Raw genomic sequence first — 14,506 nt, 5'->3', positions numbered from 1 at the left:
GGTTCCTCCTTCTCAGCGCAGTTGCTCGGCCAGTCCGACGATGATGCCCTCCGGCCCACGGACGTAGCAGAGCAGATAGCTGTCCTCGAACCGGGCGATCTCGCCGACGAGTTCGGCGCCGTGAGGGCGCAGGCGGGCAACGGTGTCCTCGATGTCGTCCACGGCGAACATGACGCGGTGCGTGCCCAGAATGTTGTGCGGCCGGTTGCGCGGCCCGGCACTGATCACCGCGGGACTGCGGTACTTCGCCAGCTCGAGCCGGCTGTGACCGTCCGGGGTCCGGACCATCGCGATGTCACAGCGGACGCCGTCGAGTCCGGTGCACTGGTCGGCGACGAGGCCCTCGACCTCCGCCCTGCCCTCCAGCTCCATACCGAGTTCCACGAAGAACGCGATGGCGGCATCCATGTCCTCGACGACGATGCCGACGTTGTCCATCCGCTGAATCGCCATGCTGGTTTCTCCTTCTTCCTCGTGCGGCCGGTGTTGGCCGCTGATGTCCCTGGGACGGAGCCGGTGGCACGTTCTCGACACCCTCAGACCGCCGAACTCCAAAAAATCTGGATCGCGCCTCAGCACCGCTACAGCAGACCCGCGAGCCAGGCGCCACCACCGAGGCTGAGTGCGGCGCAGGTGGCCGCTCCCAGAGACGACCAGCCGCAGCGTGCCGTCCCCGCTTTTCCATGCTTCCTCGACGATTCGCAGCGTGCGCGCTTGAGCATTGCGCCTCCCCCATTAATTCACGGTGCCGGGTCACCCTTGGCGGGTGGAGCTCCCCGTGCCGCTCGCCCTCGCCGCACCCGTCCGGGCCCCGCCGCCGCGCGGCGCCGGCGCGAGCCGGGGGCCGCGCTGACGCCTCGGCGGGCCCGAGCATCCGTGGACGGGAATACAGATCAGCGCCGGATGGAGCCCTGGGAACAAGCTCCGGTACGTCACCGTCCAGCCGAGCCTCATCGCCGAGGTACGCCCACGTCAGCCACTCGCTCACGGTGTCCGGGTCGGTGGTCGACGGGCACAGCACCCATGAGGCGGACAGCCGGCAGGCGGCGAACACGGACTCGAGCGCGGTCCTGCGCCGCCGATACGGCCAGCTGGTCGTGTCGGTCCCGGACAGCCGCAGCAGATCGACCGCGACGAAGTGGGCCGGCACTCGCCCGCCGCACGGGCCGCCCCGGCGCCACGCCGCTGAAGCCGGTTCTGCAGCCGCTCGACGGCGAGGCGGCCCGCGGTGTCCCATATGATCAGCTCGCCATCCAGGGCGGTCGCGTCCGGCAGCTGCGCGGCCCCGGCCTCGATCTCCGGAAATGCCGGCAGCATCTCAGTGGTCCAGCCAGGATCGCGGCGCACCGCGCTGCGACGGGTGAGAGCCGCCCGTGGGGAGACCTCGAGGCCGGCCGCGCGCAGCCCGACGCGTACGGCGTGGGCGCTGGCTCCGCCTTCCGCGCGCATCTCTGTCGCCAGGTCGTGCTCGTACTCATCGGGCTGCCAGGCGTGGGTTTCCAAATCGCTGCACCGGTTCCGCCCCGACCGATGACACCTCTTCCCTTCGGCTGCCGCGTGGGGAAGAGGTGTCATCGTGTCCGAACGGCTTGCCCACCGGGGCTGACCTGCCGGAATGGAGGGTGACCGGTTGGGGGGGCTCCGGGCTCCCACCTTCGGTCCCCCACTGGAGGCAACCGTGCAACGGTTCAGTCGCCTGTCGATGCAACCCCGTGTCCGGCCGCCGCAGGGCGCGGAAGGCTCGGGATGGGCCAGGCCGGGTTCCACCGCCAGGCCGACCACGAGTCGGCGTCGGCGAACGGGCCAGAGCGTTCCTCGAGCATCGCGAGGGCCTGGTCACGGGCAGCGTCCACGGCCTGGTGCTCGGTGTCATTGACGATGCCGAGCCGCCGCACGTGCGCGTACTCGTCTTCGTCCTTCCACTGCCAGCTGGTCAGGTCGGGGGCGGCGACCAAGTCCAATGTGAGGTCGAAGGTGTCGAGCCCATTGCCGGTCCGAGCGGTGGGGCGCTCGAAGTTCACGTACCAGTTCCGCAACCCGCCCACGGTGTAGAAGGCGTTGACGCTGAACCACGCCGCCGGCGGCTTCCATAGCAGCAACTCGGTCTCCTGCCACACCGCGGCCGCCAACTCCCACATGCCACACGCCAGCGCGTCGAACGCCTCCTTGCGCACCGCACGGTCGCCGTCCACACGGGCCTTGACGTACAGGGCGGGCCAGCGGGTCTCGGGCTCCCGGCGGACAGGCCGCCACCAGGGCCTCGCTCGTGTCGCCGACGACGCGCAGCGTGTGCTCGCTCCACACGCGGCCGGAGCGGTTCACGTCGCGCCGTACCACCGTCTGTCCCGACTCGAAGCTGCGCATCCGTTCCCCCTTCGCCGCGACCGGGCTGTTCGGCCCGCGGGGTCCAGCCCAGCGCCGACGGGACGACCAGGGCAAGCCCCCGTTCGGGTGAGGCTTGCCCAGGGGCCCTTTCGGCTTGCCCGGTCAGTCCGCCGACGGAAGAGGCCGCGGAGCGCCACGTTCGTTATCACCGAGGCAGGCGTCGGTAGACGACCGTTTCCCGGTACTCATGCCGCCGCGGTCATCTTCTCGGCCGCACGACGGCGCTTCCAGTACGCGACGGTCAGCACGGCCAGCAGCGGCCCCCAAAGGATCAGCGGCGCGTAGCAGAAATAGAACCAGGCAGCCTCCCAGCCGGTGGCCTGACTCGGGTAGCCGGCCGGCAGGTCGTCGCCTCGGATGGTCGTGCCCCTGATCTCAGAGGCAATGAACAGGACGGTGAACAGGAGGGTGAGGATCGTGGCCCCGACGGCGGCCGGGATGACCGCTGCCTTCGTAGGGACCCTGCGGCCGCGCAGGAACGGGACCCAGCGCGGGAACACCTCGCCCCAGCGGGCGATCAGGCCGATCGCGGTGAACGCGAAAATCTCGGAGATTATCGACAGGAGAACGACGTACGCCCGCTCACCGACCCCGATCCCGTCGTCGAACGCGACCGGGAGCCGCCAGATACTCGAGGGCAGGACGGTTAACGGCACGGCGTAGGCCACGAGTTGCATCCGCCGAGACACTCCGGCAACGGGCTGGTGGGCCGCCCGCCACGCGGCGCGGAGTCGTCCGGGACGGGCGGCAATGAGTTCTTCGACGTGCGGGAGCGACTGCATATGCACTCCTCGGTTTCGGTGGACTGGTGCCCAGCCCGTTCAGTAGTGAAGATCCCAGCCAGGGGTGCCACCGAGGATCGCTCCGCGGGCTGAACTCAGCTCCGCCTGAAGGCCGACGGGCGGTGCGACCGAAGAATGACGGCAGGTGCCGCCCGGTAAAGCGGGCGGACTGCGCAAACCTGGGTCTCGCCGCCCGCCGCGACCCGCTCTCCGGCCTGCCCAGCCGACCCGGACTCCCCCTTAGAACTCCTAACGAAATGATCTACGAGGTGGTTGGATCACTTCGGGACTGATGATCTGGGGGTGCGGAGTGGCGCGGCCGAAGCCGTGGGAAGTTGGCGACGACCTGTGGGCGGTGATCGAGCCTCTGCTGCCCAAGGTGGAGCGCCGGATCCGACATCCGGGACGCAAACGGCATCCGGACAGGCTGGTGTTCCAGGGCATCCTGTTCGTCCTGCACACCGGGATCTCCTGGGAGCATCTGCCGCAGGAACTCGGCTTCGGATCGGGGATGACCTGCTGGCGGCGCCTGGCCGACTGGACCGAGGCCGGGGTGTGGCCCCGGCTCCACGAGGTCCTGCTGGCCGAGCTGCGCAGCGCGAACGCCCTGGACTTCTCCGGGGCGGCCGTCGACGGCTCCCACATCCGGGCGTTAAAAGGGGAGCCAAGACCGGACGAAGCCCCGTCGACCGGGGCAGGACGGGCAGCAAGCATCATCTGATCACCGACGCCACCGGCATCCCCCTCGCCGCCACCCTGACCGGCGGCAACCGCAACGACGTCACCCAGCTGATCCCACTCCTCCAGGCCGTGCCGCCCGTGCGCGGCAAGCGCGGACGGCCCCGGCGCCGCCCGGACATGGTGCTCGCCGACCGCGGCTACGACCACGACAAGTACCGGCGCTTGGTCTGGGATCTCGGCGTGAAGCCTCTGATCGCGCGCCGGGGCACCGAGCACGGCTCCGGGCTCGGCACCCAACGCTGGGTCGTCGAGCGCGCCTTTGCCCATCTGCACTGGTTCCGCCGCTTACGGATTCGTTGGGAGATCCGCGACGACATCCACGAAGCCTTCCTCACCCTCGGGTGCGCACACATCTGCTGGAGACGTCTGCGCTCACTCTGAGGGGGACTTGGTGGTGGTGCATTCGGCTTCCTGGGCAGCCATGACTTCATCGCCGTGCTCGAAGGCCCATGCTCCAACAGCGTCGATGGGTGCCAGCAAAGTCCGCCCCAGGGTGGTGAGTTGGTACTCAACTCGCGGTGGCGCTCCGGGGTGGGCCTGCCGGTCCACCAGTCCCTTGGACTGCAGGCGCCGCAGCGTCTCGGTGAGGACCTTGGAGCTGATTCCCCCGATCTGCTCGCGTAATTCGACCGGGCGTCTGGGACCGACCCGCAGTGCCCAGAGCACGACGGGGTTCCAGGTGTTGGAGAGGAGGTCGAAGGCGAGGCGGGCACGGCAGTCGGCGAGGAAGGCGTCGGTCGTCACGTACCAAATGGTGCCCGAGGGGCCCTCTAGCGTCGTTGCGAACGGTCCGAGCAGGTCCTGGGAGGAATGCGTGATGAGAATCGGCGTACTGGGCACGGGCAACATGGCGGAAGCGCTTGCCACCCACTGGGTCCGGGCCGGGCACGACGTGGCCATCGGAGGGCGGGACGTGCACAAGACGGAGCGGCTCGCGACGCACCTCGGGGGCAGCGCGAAGCCTGCCAGTCTCCGCGAGGCGGCCGAGTTCGGTCAGGTGGTGCTGGCCGCGCTGCCCTTCGGCGCGGGGGCGCGCGTGGCGAGGGAACTGCGGGCGGTCCTGGACGGCAAGGTGCTGATCGACTGTTCCAATCCGATTGGTCCGGGCTTCCGGCTGCTGACACAGGGCGGTCTCTCAGCCGCACAGCAACTGGCCGCGGCGGCACCGGGAACTCATGTGATCAAGGCGTTTAATCTCTGCCACGAGGATGTGTGGCGCATGTCGCCGCCCATCTTCGACGGGCGGCCACTGGCCATTCCGGTCTGCGGAGACGACGAAACGGCCCTCGCGCTCGTACACCAGTTGGTGCGGCACGCCGGCTGCGAGCCCGTGGCGGGCGGCGGTCTCGAACGAGCGGGACTCCTGGAAGCGACCGCCGCGCTCTTCATCGGGCTATGGGTCGGCGAGGGAGCCGATGCTCAAGCAATCGCACCCCCGCTGGCCTATGCCGCCGGGCCGAGACATGAGGAACCAGAAGACGCCGAAAAGGCTTTTCGTTAGGAGTTCTTATGCCGACAGGTTGCTGCGCACCGGCCGCCGCGATGCCGTATGGCGGCACTCCACAACGCAGGAATCGCTCTCTGGTCCGCTCAGTGATCCACGGGGTTGATAGGGCGGCCATGCGGTTACCCCGTGTGGCGGATGGTGTTCATGCCATGGCCGGAGGCCGGGCGGCGGGGCCTGCGAAAGCATCAAGGGCATCGGACGACATCGCTGATCGAGGAGCGTGCCGCATGCCCACCACTCTTCCCTTCTCCGGCAACGTGCCGACCGAAGGAAAGCACTTATCCGACCGCGCATCGGATCGGACGGCCCCGGGCGTCCCGGCCTGGGCACGACGTGCGGCGGCAGCGGTCGTCTGGGTGTCTCTGCCGTCGGCTTTGTGGCGCCTCGCCGCCGTGCTGGGTGTTCCGCTTGGACTCGGACAGTCCGAGTACGATGCGATGCTCCTGCCCGGCTGGGGCCTGCTGGTCCTGCCTGTGCTGTCGCTGGCCCAAGAAGGTCTGGCCTGGCTGACATTCGGGTTGGTGCGGCCGTGGGGAGAAGTGTGGCCGCGTTGGCTGCCGCATCTCGGAGGCCGTCCGGTCCCGGTACGTGCCGCGGTCATCCCGGCGGCGTTCGGCGCACTCGCCTGCGGCATCTACGGAGTATTGCTTGTCTGGACGACCTTGCACGCTCAGATGGACATCACTCAGTGGGGCAGCTGGCTCCTGACCGCCTGCTATCTGCCTGTGGCCGCCTGGGGCCCGCTGCTGGGTGTGGTGACTGTGCACTACTACCGGCGCCGCACGCGCGGGTGAGAGGCGAAACCCCGTCATGGGGCAAGCACCGTCAGCTGGTGGCAGTGTCCTGCGCCGCTCGGGCCTTGGTGCTGGCGAGCCGGCAGGACTCGGTGCCCGTCTCGATGATGTTGCCGCCGAAGGTGAGCCGTGAGCCGGCCCACGATGGCGGGAGTCGAAGCCCGCAGAGATTTCTCCTGCGGGAAGGCGGCCTGATCTGCTGTTCGGAGCGTCGACGCTCTTCGAGGCCCGTCGTGAACGAGTCAATGGGCGCTGGTCACAAGTTGCCCAGTCTGGTGACCGAGTCGCCGATCCGGACCGTGCCGGGTTCCAGGACCTCCAGGTATACCCCGACGCACGACAGCCGGCCCAGGTCGAAGACTGGTATGCGGTGCTCGCGGGCGACCGCACGCATGATGCCGGGGTCGGGTGGCAACTCCTCCTGAGCGAGCGTGGGGATCACGCACCGGGGTGTGGGCACCACGGCCCGGAAGAGAGCCTCGCCGATGCGTAAACGGGAATGTATCCAGGCGTCCTCGGGGAAACCTGGCCCGTCGGGCGTGTCGACAACCAGGTTGGGCCGGAAGCGGCGCGGGTCGAAGTCTCCGGTGGGGTACGTGGCCCGCAGGCGCGCGAGGGCGGTTGTGGTGACGAGGTGGACTGTGCCGTAGTCGAAGAAGGTCCCCGGTGCGACCTGGCCGGAGGTGATGGCCGCTCCAGTAGCGTCGGTGGTTGCTGTGCTCCGCACGGTGTCTGGGACACCGCCCTCGTATTCGGGCACTGCCCGCTCGAGCGCGCCGCCGTGCTCCTGTGGGTTGGCCGACAAGGAAACGGGGCGGCCCAGCAGCTTGGACAGCCGCGCGTCCAGGTCAGGGTCTCCGACCGACAGAACGATTCCGTCCGGCAGCTCGACCACGACCGTGTCGGTGCTGGTCAACCTGCTGCGGCAGCGGAGCAACGGGCCCCACTTGCGGGGGTGTTTGGCGCTGCCGACGGTGCCCGCATCGTCGAGAACGGCGGACACCCGGTCTCCGCACAGCCCGCGTTCGGTGACCGCCACGCTTGTCAGAGCCTCGCCGACCATGGACTTCACCGGATACCGGCGTAACGCCGTCACAATTCCCATGGATCAATCATGGGCGCTGCCACACCGCCCCGGGTGCGTTTCAGATCAGGGTGATGGCGTCTCACAAGAGTTTCTCGATGGCGAAGTACTCGGCGACGGTGCCGTCGGGGACGGGCACCAGGTGGTGGCGGCGGCGTTGGCCGACTTCGCCTTCGACGCCCCCCTTTCTCGGAAGTACCGGAGTGGATCAGGTGAGTTCGACAGTGTCCCCGAGTCGCACACGCCCCGGCTGTGCAACCGTGGCCAGTGCGTCCAGCCGCATGTCATGTGCCTGCGCGATGGCTCGCAGGATCAGCGGGGAGTGCGGCAGGTCCTGCTGGGCCTCGTTGGTCATCACGCACCGTTCGCTGGAACGTTCGAACCGTATGCGCAGAGTGCCACCGATGCGGGCAGCGCTGCCGAACCACTCGTCCTCCACGAACGCAGGTGTGCCCGGCGGTGTCCGCACCAGCAGGTTCGGCCGGAAGCGGCGCTCGTCGACGGGCACGCCTGGAACGGCCGCGCGGACCCAGTCAAGGGTGGCGGTGGTCAGGAGGCTGAGTGGGAGCTGGTCGAAATGCGAGACCGTGCCCTCGCGAGCCACTTCGACGTCGTTCCGGTCCAGATAACGCCGCACGTAGGTGGTGGGATCCAATACCGGCACGCCGTCCGGGTCCAGCAGCTCAGGAACCCTTGTAACTGCTCCCCCGGGGTACCGGGACCGCAGCTGTAACAGTCCCGGCATCCGCCGGAAGCGACGCGTGTTCTTGCCCGAGCCGAACTTGCCCTCGGCATCCCGCACCGCGTAGAGCCGGTCGCCGACGAGGCCTCGGGCATCGACGGCGACCTCGTCCAACGGCTCACCACCGGTGGATTTGATCGGGTACCGCCAGATCCGCTCTATCGTGCCGAGCACCCTGCCCATGCGTCCATCCCTCCCATGATGAGTTGCTCCTCAGTTGGCTTCCGAAGCCACCCGCACCCCGAAGCCGATGAGCACCACGCCCGTCACTCGGTCCAGCAGGCGCCGGACGCGGGGCCGTTCGAAGACCGAGCGCGCCCTGGAGACGAGGTAGACGTAGCTGCCGAGCCAGGTCAGGGTCAGTGCCGCGTGCAACAGCACCAGCACCCCCATGCCGACCGCCGTGGGCAGTCCGTCCGGGGCCAGGGTCGGAAGTAGACCGGTGTAGAACACGGCGATCTTCGGGTTCAGGACATTGGTGGTCAGGCCCGTCAGGTACGCGCGCCCGGAGCCAGTGGCCGTCGGCTCGGCAGTCCTCGGCGCGGAGCGGCGGCTTTGCCACAGGGCCTGTAGACCGAGGAAAGCCAAGTACGCGGCACCCAAAATCTTGAGAATAAAGTACGCCTCCGCCGAGGTCTCAAGGACCGCCGCGAGCCCGACGACGGTGAACACGCCCCACACCAGTAGCCCGGTGGTGATACCGGCGGCGGTGCGCAGGCCCTCCGACCTGCCGGAGGCGATCGCGCGCTTGGTGACCACGGCCATGTCCGGCCCCGGCACCACGGTCAACAGGGCGAGCACTCCGGCCGCCGCGGCAATCTGCGTCCACATGAGGGTCAGTCTGCTGTGGAACCGTCACACTTCGTGTGTGACAACGATCACGGTCGCCCCTCCTCCGGCGTGAGTTCAAGCCGACCACCGAGTAGGCCATCCTCGCTGCCGCTGCCTGTCCAGCCCCTGCCGCTCGATCACCTCGATCGCCGAACTACAGGTGGCGCTGAATCTCGGACCAGGATGTCGCATTGTCAGGGCTCGTAGGGTCCGGCGGGCTGTCGGCGTGGTGGCGGCCAGGGGCGTTGCGGCTGCTCGGGCCGAGCGGGCTAGGGTGCTGGCCATGGCTTTGGATCAAGACGGCGTGATGCTGCCGCGGCTGCGGTCGGCGGACGTTGCGCGGCGAGGCGTGACCTTCGGCCTGCTGGGCGTGGTGCCGCTCGTGGTGGTGGCTTTGAGTATCACGGACCATAGCGACCGACGAGAGTTCCTGGCCGTCGTCGGTGGTGTTGTCGGCCTCTTCGGTGCGATCCTGCTTGTGGTCGGCGCTGGCTTTTGGTGGGCCAGTGCGGGGGACATCCGACGCGTGCGGGACTGGCGCACCATCACGGGACAGGCCGCCTCAGTGACCGTCGTGGGTCCGCTGTTCCTGCGCTCCGGGCTGTTTCTGCTTGTCCTCGGAGCTGCCGCTCTCGGGCTGTGCCAACTCGTGGCCGCCGCACCTTACGGCAGCTGGTTGCACAGCTAGAACTTGCCCTCGACCGGCAAGCGGTCGCGTGAATAGTGCAAGACCAGAACACTGCCTCTTCACCATTAGGACGGCGACGTGGAAGCGGCGGAGTGCCGGGTGTGGATGCGCGCCCCGGAGCACGTGCGACCGGTCGACAACGTCGACTACGACCAGGTCGTCACCGAACTGCCAGAGAAGACACCGCAGTCGATGGTCCGGGAGATCCTTAGGGAGCACAGGCCGTCAGGACGGGTGCTGCAGAAGCTGCGCGGTGAGCGCGGCCCGGCTGGAGGCGTCCTGCACACGGCGGGCTGCAAGGGCGCGCCGCAGGGGGCGCAGCTGCTGGATCTGGAGCGCGGGCCCTGAACGCGGCGGAGCCCCCGGGCACCCGGCTGTGCGTCCTGTGCGGCTGCGCGCAGGAGCTGACCCCGATGCTCCGTGGCGTCGACCACATCACCGGCGCCTCCTCCAGCGACCCCTGACCCGGCAACCGCACCGTCGGCGGCCCGGCCGGCGCGGCGGCGGCGCCGACGCGCAACACTGGCGAGCGGGCGCCGGTCCCCGACTGCGTCCGCGCCGCCCGTCGGTTTGTCATCGAATCGAGTCGAGTGCCGATTCTCGTTGCGCGTCCCGCTGTTCGGCCGGCTGCGACGAAGTGGGGGTCGGTCCTGACGTCGGTAGATCCGCTTCCGGGCGCTGAACGCTTGTCAGATTCTTCGCGCCTTCCAGACGTGCGGCTTCCAGGTTCGCTGTGGTGAGATCGGCTCCCGCGAGATCTGCTCCGGTCAGGACCGCGTCTGTCAGATTGGCACCCCTCAGCGTCCCTTGTCTCAGCGAGGCGCGGCTGAGGTTCGCACCGGAGAGGTTTGCGCCTTCCAAGTTGCAGTTGGAGAGGACCGTTCCGACGAGGTTCGCCCCGGTCAGGTCGGCTCCGTGGAGATCGGCGTCTATCAGCTTGGCGCCTCTGAGATCTATGGTGCCGTTACCGTCGTGTGAGGGGTCGCGCTCACGGAGCACCGACAGTGCTGCCTTGATGTCGGGGGCCTTCTCGGTTGTCGACAGTTTCTTGGTGGCACGGACGCGGATGTACGCCGACAACTCATCGATCACCGCCGCCTGTTCCCGTGGAGAGTCCTGCGCGATGCTTCGCAGGGCAAAGATTGCGCCTCTGCGAACGCTCGCGGAACTGTCGCTGAGCCCTCGCCACGCCTTGTCGTGTCGATCCGCGATTTGTCCCCGCTCCGAAATGGCCAACTCGTTGGACACTTGGGTCACGGACACCCAGGTGAAAACCAGCGCGGCGACTGCTGCCAGCCCGGGGAGCATCGCCGCGACGAGACCCATCCGATGGCCCCATTCTCCCGTCCCCGCAGGCGGACCGACCGTCGTTGGTACGACGCCGATGCCGCTTCGCTCCGGTGCCCTACGACGGTATCCGGCGCGACGTGCTCCCAGCGGCGCTCTGGCACGTTGTCCACTTCGTTGTCCTGTCGCCCGCACCCGGCGCTCTGCGATCTGCCGAAGCTGCCTGCTGCGTGCCCCCGCACGCGGTATGCCTCTGGTCATGGTTGCTATTGGAACCGATGATCGCCCGTGGCATAAGAGGTTCTGACAAAGGTGTGGTGCATGCCGGTAGGTGATCAGGCATGGGGCGAGGCCGAGGAACGTTTCATGGATGTCGTCGCGTCGTTCTCATCGGATACGACGTCGGCGGAAGCTGTACAGCCGGGCGATCGTCCTTTCGACCACCCAGCGGAAGATACCCTGGCCGGAGCCGTTCGGTTGGCCGCGTTCGGCGATGACCGGGCGGATGCCTCGTTTCCAGAGCAGGCGCCGGTACTTGTCGTGGTCGTAGCCACGGTCTGCCTGCAGGGCGTCCGGCCGGCGGCGTGGTCGGCACTCCCGACCGGCAACGGCGGGGACCTTGTCGAGCAGGGGCGGCAACTGGGTGACGTCGTTGCGGTTCCCGCCGGTCAGCGACACCGCGAGCGGGACGCCTTGTCCGTCGACGAGGACGTGGTGCTTGCTGCCCGGAGGTGCGCGGTCGGCCAGGCTGGGCCCGCTTTCGGTCCCGCCGAGCAGCCCTGACATGGGAGGAGTCAATCACCGCCCGGGAACAGTCGAGTTTGTCCGCCGACCGCGGCTTCTCCAGCAGCACCACGTGCAGCCGGTCCCACACACCTGCTTCGTTCCCCGCCGCCGGGCGGCGCCAGCAGGTCATGCTGCCTTCTGCAGAAACCGGGCAAACGCCGAGGCGGTACCGAGCTGTTCGCACCCAGCGCGATGGTGAACTCACCGCTCTGGCCGCTGTGTTGCGCCCGCTGTACCGCCACTCAGCCGGTGCTTGGCGGTGGTGCGGAGCTTTCCCGGACGACGAGTTCAGTGCCGATGAGGGTGACTTCCGGGTCGCGCGGTGCTCCTCGCATCTGGGATACCAGCAGGTCGAGGGATCGGCGGCCCGCTGCGCCGAAGTCCTGGCGTACCGTGGTCAGCGGCGGCCAGAGGTAGGCGGCTTCGGGTATGTCGTCGTACCCGACGAGGCTGACGTCACCGGGCACGTCGCGGCCCGCTTCGCGCAGGGCGCGCAGGGCGCCGATGGCCATCTGGTCGTTGGCGGCGAAGACGGCGGTCACCTCCGGTCGCGCTGCGAGCCGTCGGCCGAGTTCGTAGCCGGAGCGAGCAGTCCAGTCGCCCCTCATCACCCGCGGCGGCGTGCGCCCGGCGTCGGTGTGGGCTTCCCGCCAGCCTCGCTCGCGCAGGTGTGAGGAATCCCAGTCGGCCGGCCTGGCAAGGTGCCAGACCCTTTCGTGACCGAGAGCGAGCAGGTGTTCGGTCGCTGTCCTGGCGCCCGGAGCCTGCGCCAGCCCGACGACCGGTGCGAGCCGCTGCGGGCGCTCGACGTCGATGGCGACGGTCGGCATCTGCGGCGGCACACGCTTGAGTGCCAGCGCCGTCCACCGATGCGGGGCGGCGATGATCAGACCGGCGACGCCCTCGCTGACCAGCTGTCCCGTCAGCTCGTCCGGAGATTCCTTGTCGCTGGAGTTCATTGTCGCCACCCGGAGCGCGCGCTCGGGGTCGAGGCCGGGCAGCTCGGCCACCGCGTCCACCGCTCGGACGCAGTCGTTCATCAGCCGCCGGTAGTAGTAGTGCTGGGGCGAGTCGATGCCGCGGGTCATGAAGCCTTCGACCAACTGCGTTCCGTGGCCCTCCCCGCGGTCGGGGATGTCGTGGCCCTGGCCGCGGTTGTCGACGACGAGTTGTGCGTAGCCTGCGGCGGACCAGAGCAGGTGGTCGGTGGGCCGGAGCAGGCCGGCCGCCCGGACACCCGCCTGCTCCGTGGCCCCGTCCCACCGCAACCGGATGCGCCTGCCTCGACCGGCTGGCATCAGACGCTGAGTGCAGTGCGCAAGGTGGCTGCCATCACGTCGATGGCGGCCTTCCCCGCCGGTACCGGACCGGTGTGGGTGAAGTAGTGATCGACTCCCTCGAAGACACGGTGGATGACCGGAACACCGGCGGCCTCCAGAGCCTTGGCGTAGGCGTCGCCCTCCTCGCGCAGGCGGTCGTTCTCCGCGGTGATGACCAGGGCGGGAGGGAGCCCGACGAGATCATCGGCCAGTGCGGGTGAGACAAGGGGATCGGCACGGTCGGCGGGGTCGGGGACGTAGGCGGCCGTGAAGACCCGCATGAGCTGAGGGCTGAGCAGCGGCTTGGCGATGAGGGACTGCTTGGTGGCCGGGTCGGCGAGCTGATCGAGCGGTGCGGAGTCGATGATCTGGAGCCGGGGCGAGAAGGTTCCGCGGTCCCGGGCCATGCGGCAGACCGCGGCCGTCAGGTTGGCCCCGGCGCTGTGTCCGCCCACGGCAAGGCGCGAGCCGTCCCAGCCGCCCGCGGGACCGTTCTCGGCGACCCACGCGGTGACGTCGTACGCCTGGGTGACGGGCACCGGAAACTGCCGCTGCGGGGCGACGGCATAGTCCACGTTGATCACGACACAGCCGGCCGTGGCGGCTATGTAACGGCAGATGTGGTCGTCCTGCTCCGGGCGGCCGACCACGAAACCGCCGCCGTGGAAGTTGACGTACACGGGGGCAGGAGTTCCGGTGTCGGCCGGCGGGCGGTAGACCGTGCAGGGCACCGGGCCGGCTCCGGTCTCCACCAGGAGGGCTTCGGTGCGCTTCGGGATGTCCGCGAAGCGCAGGTCCTTGTGGACGCGCGACATCATCCGACCGAGCAGCAGTTGGATCCCTCTGGCTTGGATCCTGGGACTCAATGGCATCCCTCGACCCCCTTCGCTACAACTTTAAAATAACAGGATTCCTGATAATGGACGCTCTCTCTTCTTCGCGCAACAGGCAGATCGGAGTCGCCCTTCACCAACCGGACGACACGCTCATCCGGCGCCGTGTGCAAAGCGCCACGTCCGTGCGGCTTGCGTCGCCAGACACTCGAAGTGGCGAACCCAGCAGGCCAGCGTCACGGCCTTCGACCGCTGGGGGCCCATCCCGAGAATGTTCATCGGGTTGTGCGCCCAGGAAGGGCACGGTGGCCCGGCCACTGCACGGGCCGCTGCCCGCACCGCAGCACCTGTGGTCGCCTCCACCCTTTCCACCGACCCGATGGAGGCCACCCCCCGAACTCGGCGACACTCCCGGCTTCTTCCAGCTGCACATCCCATCATGATCGGGCTGGGCGGCGCAGAGTTCCGCCTGCCGCTGCCGATCGGCCTCTTCGGGTTCGCCGCACTCTCGGCCGTCATCCTGAACAAGGCGATGAGCCTGGCCGTGCTCCTGGTCGCCCTGCCCGCCCGCCTGGCAGCGGCCCCGCCGCCGAGGTGCCGCATGTTGGCCCGTCGCGGTCAACCTGTCGGCCGGCGGCCTGCTCGTTGCCTGGGCCGGAGCTTCCTGCGGGGTTGTGGCCGGGTCCGGCAGCCGGATGCGCCCCTGCGGCTTCCCGGTGACCCCCTC

The 14,506-nt window shown here is 68.8% G+C and carries 15 protein-coding genes and 2 pseudogenes; 5 read left to right on the top strand and 12 right to left on the bottom strand.

Annotated elements, in window-relative coordinates; all coding sequences use genetic code 11:
• Positions 1 to 12: 12 nt before the first annotated feature.
• From PV963_RS42815 to PV963_RS42805, 3 genes are all read right to left on the bottom strand, one after another.
• On the bottom strand, positions 13 to 453 hold the full coding sequence (locus PV963_RS42815) for a VOC family protein (RefSeq protein WP_250053425.1): 441 nt from the start codon (positions 451 to 453) through the stop codon (positions 13 to 15).
• A gap of 1,235 nt (positions 454 to 1,688) precedes the next feature.
• Complete coding sequence (locus PV963_RS42810) at positions 1,689 to 2,192, bottom strand: DUF402 domain-containing protein (RefSeq protein WP_274821817.1); 504 nt, start codon at positions 2,190 to 2,192, stop codon at positions 1,689 to 1,691.
• Between the two features lie 378 nt (positions 2,193 to 2,570).
• A complete protein-coding gene (locus PV963_RS42805; protein ID WP_274821816.1) occupies positions 2,571 to 3,167 on the bottom strand; it encodes a hypothetical protein in 597 nt (198 codons plus the stop codon).
• Positions 3,168 to 3,459: 292 nt separating this feature from the next.
• Here PV963_RS42805 and PV963_RS42800 point away from each other — a divergent pair.
• Positions 3,460 to 4,289, top strand: a protein-coding gene (locus tag PV963_RS42800; RefSeq protein WP_425541000.1) for an IS5 family transposase whose coding sequence is annotated in 2 segments (ribosomal slippage) — positions 3,460 to 3,820 and positions 3,820 to 4,289 — 831 coding nt in all. Because the reading frame shifts where the segments join, the coding sequence is not laid out codon by codon here.
• Here PV963_RS42800 and PV963_RS42795 read toward each other — a convergent pair.
• The gene (locus PV963_RS42795) at positions 4,281 to 4,652 is read right to left on the bottom strand and encodes a winged helix-turn-helix transcriptional regulator (protein WP_274821814.1); all 372 of its coding nucleotides are present in this window, start codon (positions 4,650 to 4,652) and stop codon (positions 4,281 to 4,283) included. The genes PV963_RS42800 and PV963_RS42795 overlap by 9 nt on opposite strands.
• A 73-nt stretch (positions 4,653 to 4,725) precedes the next feature.
• Here PV963_RS42795 and PV963_RS42790 point away from each other — a divergent pair, with 73 nt between their 5' ends.
• Both PV963_RS42790 and PV963_RS42785 read left to right on the top strand, forming a co-directional pair.
• Positions 4,726 to 5,409, top strand: coding sequence for an NADPH-dependent F420 reductase (locus PV963_RS42790; protein WP_274821813.1), 684 nt, complete (start codon positions 4,726 to 4,728; stop codon positions 5,407 to 5,409).
• A 233-nt stretch (positions 5,410 to 5,642) separates the two neighbouring features.
• Positions 5,643 to 6,209, top strand: coding sequence for a hypothetical protein (locus PV963_RS42785; protein WP_274821812.1), 567 nt, complete (start codon positions 5,643 to 5,645; stop codon positions 6,207 to 6,209).
• Positions 6,210 to 6,240: 31 nt separating this feature from the next.
• Here PV963_RS42785 and PV963_RS42780 read toward each other — a convergent pair.
• From PV963_RS42780 to PV963_RS42765, 4 genes and pseudogenes are all read right to left on the bottom strand, one after another.
• Positions 6,241 to 6,339: pseudogene (locus tag PV963_RS42780) on the bottom strand (IS21-like element helper ATPase IstB); the annotation flags it as partial.
• A 126-nt stretch (positions 6,340 to 6,465) separates the two neighbouring features.
• Entirely contained in the window at positions 6,466 to 7,314 is an 849-nt protein-coding gene (locus PV963_RS42775) for an MOSC domain-containing protein (protein WP_274821811.1), read from the bottom strand.
• Positions 7,315 to 7,501: 187 nt separating this feature from the next.
• A complete protein-coding gene (locus PV963_RS42770; RefSeq protein WP_274821810.1) occupies positions 7,502 to 8,218 on the bottom strand; it encodes an MOSC domain-containing protein in 717 nt (238 codons plus the stop codon).
• 30 nt (positions 8,219 to 8,248) lie between these two features.
• Complete coding sequence (locus PV963_RS42765; protein ID WP_274821809.1) at positions 8,249 to 8,866, bottom strand: LysE family translocator; 618 nt, start codon at positions 8,864 to 8,866, stop codon at positions 8,249 to 8,251.
• 283 nt (positions 8,867 to 9,149) lie between these two features.
• Here PV963_RS42765 and PV963_RS42760 point away from each other — a divergent pair, with 283 nt between their 5' ends.
• Together PV963_RS42760 and PV963_RS42755 are read left to right on the top strand one after the other, a co-directional pair.
• Positions 9,150 to 9,554 carry a DUF6336 family protein gene (locus tag PV963_RS42760; RefSeq protein WP_274821808.1) on the top strand — a complete coding sequence of 135 codons (405 nt, stop codon included), beginning with the start codon at positions 9,150 to 9,152 and terminating at the stop codon, positions 9,552 to 9,554.
• 78 nt (positions 9,555 to 9,632) lie between these two features.
• Positions 9,633 to 9,902, top strand: a complete 270-nt coding sequence (locus PV963_RS42755; RefSeq protein WP_274821807.1) for a hypothetical protein — start codon at positions 9,633 to 9,635, stop codon at positions 9,900 to 9,902.
• A gap of 225 nt (positions 9,903 to 10,127) precedes the next feature.
• Here PV963_RS42755 and PV963_RS42750 read toward each other — a convergent pair whose 3' ends face one another.
• From PV963_RS42750 to PV963_RS42735, 4 genes and pseudogenes are all read right to left on the bottom strand, one after another.
• Positions 10,128 to 10,880 carry a pentapeptide repeat-containing protein gene (locus tag PV963_RS42750; protein ID WP_274821806.1) on the bottom strand — a complete coding sequence of 251 codons (753 nt, stop codon included), beginning with the start codon at positions 10,878 to 10,880 and terminating at the stop codon, positions 10,128 to 10,130.
• A 285-nt stretch (positions 10,881 to 11,165) separates the two neighbouring features.
• A pseudogene (locus tag PV963_RS42745) lies at positions 11,166 to 11,757 on the bottom strand (IS5 family transposase); the annotation flags it as partial.
• Positions 11,758 to 11,869: 112 nt separating this feature from the next.
• Entirely contained in the window at positions 11,870 to 12,925 is a 1,056-nt protein-coding gene (locus PV963_RS42740) for a substrate-binding domain-containing protein (protein WP_274821805.1), read from the bottom strand.
• The gene (locus tag PV963_RS42735) at positions 12,925 to 13,761 is read right to left on the bottom strand and encodes an alpha/beta hydrolase (protein WP_274821804.1); all 837 of its coding nucleotides are present in this window, start codon (positions 13,759 to 13,761) and stop codon (positions 12,925 to 12,927) included. Before PV963_RS42735 ends, PV963_RS42740 begins: the two co-directional genes overlap by 1 nt.
• Positions 13,762 to 14,506 lie beyond the last annotated feature (745 nt).

Origin of the sequence: Streptomyces coeruleorubidus (assembly GCF_028885415.1) — a bacterium.
In the GTDB taxonomy this organism is placed as follows: Bacteria; Actinomycetota; Actinomycetes; order Streptomycetales; family Streptomycetaceae; genus Streptomyces; species Streptomyces coeruleorubidus_A.
Note: the sequence above shows the minus strand (reverse complement) of the source record. Positions and strands in the feature narration are given on the sequence as shown.

Coding starts and splice junctions, on each gene's coding strand:
- PV963_RS42815 (WP_250053425.1), bottom strand. CDS start 453: ATGGCGATTCAGCGGATGGACAACGTCGGCATCGTCGTCGAGGACATG.
- PV963_RS42805 (WP_274821816.1), bottom strand. CDS start 3,167: ATGCAGTCGCTCCCGCACGTCGAAGAACTCATTGCCGCCCGTCCCGGA.
- PV963_RS42790 (WP_274821813.1), top strand. CDS start 4,726: ATGAGAATCGGCGTACTGGGCACGGGCAACATGGCGGAAGCGCTTGCC.
- PV963_RS42785 (WP_274821812.1), top strand. CDS start 5,643: ATGCCCACCACTCTTCCCTTCTCCGGCAACGTGCCGACCGAAGGAAAG.
- PV963_RS42775 (WP_274821811.1), bottom strand. CDS start 7,314: ATGGGAATTGTGACGGCGTTACGCCGGTATCCGGTGAAGTCCATGGTC.
- PV963_RS42770 (WP_274821810.1), bottom strand. CDS start 8,218: ATGGGCAGGGTGCTCGGCACGATAGAGCGGATCTGGCGGTACCCGATC.
- PV963_RS42765 (WP_274821809.1), bottom strand. CDS start 8,866: ATGTGGACGCAGATTGCCGCGGCGGCCGGAGTGCTCGCCCTGTTGACC.
- PV963_RS42760 (WP_274821808.1), top strand. CDS start 9,150: ATGGCTTTGGATCAAGACGGCGTGATGCTGCCGCGGCTGCGGTCGGCG.
- PV963_RS42750 (WP_274821806.1), bottom strand. CDS start 10,880: ATGGGTCTCGTCGCGGCGATGCTCCCCGGGCTGGCAGCAGTCGCCGCG.
- PV963_RS42740 (WP_274821805.1), bottom strand. CDS start 12,925: ATGCCAGCCGGTCGAGGCAGGCGCATCCGGTTGCGGTGGGACGGGGCC.
- PV963_RS42735 (WP_274821804.1), bottom strand. CDS start 13,761: ATGTCGCGCGTCCACAAGGACCTGCGCTTCGCGGACATCCCGAAGCGC.